The organism is Ralstonia sp. VS2407, from assembly GCF_052950655.1.
Map to the genome: position 1 here is coordinate 1 of NZ_JBRFVG010000358.1, position 437 is coordinate 437.

The 437-nt window shown below is 73.5% G+C and carries 1 pseudogene; it reads left to right on the forward strand.

The window, feature by feature from the left end:
- Positions 1–437 (forward strand): annotated as a pseudogene (locus ACU8YE_RS25460) (hypothetical protein); the annotation flags it as partial.

Below are 437 nucleotides of genomic sequence, written 5' to 3' on the forward strand. Positions count from 1 at the left end.
GTCCAGATCGCTGACCTGGCTCCGTGTGTCACGACGCTGACGGCAGAGAACGGTGCCGTCGCGTTCAAGCCGGCCACGCTCGAGCCGGTTCGGACCGCCGGCAAGATTGGGAGCGGCCAGCGCGATCAGTTCCGTCGCGCGACCGCCCAGGCGCTCCCGGCCCTGGCCAACGTGCCCGCCGGCACCGGTCCGCTCGACCTCAGCGGCCCGGTCACCGCGGTCGAGAACAGCACCGTGACCCTGACGGTCTCCGGGCTCGGCGCGGGTGAAGCCGCCTGCGTCACCCTCGGCTCGGAGTCCAGGCCCCTCACCGGCACCGGTGGCGACGTCACCGTCTCCTTCCAGCTCCCGGCGGGAGCGGGCTCGCGCACGTTCACGCTGACCACGCTGGGCGGCCAGGACAGCGTCACCGTCACGGCGACCGCCACGCCCACGCC